Origin of the sequence: Bartonella taylorii 8TBB, assembly GCF_902825155.1 — a bacterium.
In the GTDB taxonomy this organism is placed as follows: Bacteria; Pseudomonadota; Alphaproteobacteria; order Rhizobiales; family Rhizobiaceae; genus Bartonella; species Bartonella taylorii_A.
In genome coordinates, this window is the sequence record NZ_CADEAG010000048.1 from 1 (window position 1) to 709 (window position 709).

Genomic DNA, 709 nt, shown 5'->3' on the forward strand with positions numbered 1-709 from the left:
ACTGGGTCATTTGCATGTAAATTATGAAGATGTGGAACCTTATCCCGTGACCTTTAAAAAGGGCAATCCAAAACAGGCAGACATTCCTAATCCCGAAAAATTCTATTATGTGACTGAAATGAAATTCGCAAAAATTAAAAATAGTAAGGAAAAGGATAAATCTACAGTTATTTACAACAGCAATATCACAATAACAAACATTCCTCTTGAAGCTTATAACTATATCGTTAATGGTAGACCCGCTCTTGAATGGATAATGGGTCGTCAATGTGTTAAGACTGATAAAAAGAGCGGTATTGTGAATGATGCCAAACGCTATGCTGTTGAATCCGTTGGAAATCCGTCCTACCCTCTAGAGTTATTTCAAAGAGTTATTTCCGTAAGTTTAGAAACAATGAAAATCGTGAAAAAACTACCAAAATTAGAAATTAGAGAAACTGAATAACTTATAAAGCATGCTAACATAATGGGTATGCTAATCATAAGGGGTATAAGGTCTTATAACTATAGGTTCTATACCCCTTTTATACATTGCTTACATCAATCTTTAAAAGGAGTGTTTATATGCGTTATTCTAAAAAGAAATCATTTGCACTTTTAAACACTCTACTTTGGATTGCTTTTAAAAGACTATATCGTAATCTAAAATGATAATCGTAATCTAAAATGATAGATGTATACTTTTCGAAAGCTCTGTTTAAAGAGAGTT

Annotated in this window: 1 protein-coding gene; it reads left to right on the top strand. The window is 32.2% G+C overall.

What is annotated here, in order from left to right; translation table 11 throughout:
- Positions 1 to 445, top strand: a 445-nt coding sequence (locus J7R13_RS08560; RefSeq protein ID WP_343212184.1) for a type ISP restriction/modification enzyme, incomplete at its 5' end; no start/stop codon positions are given.
- Positions 446 to 709 lie beyond the last annotated feature (264 nt).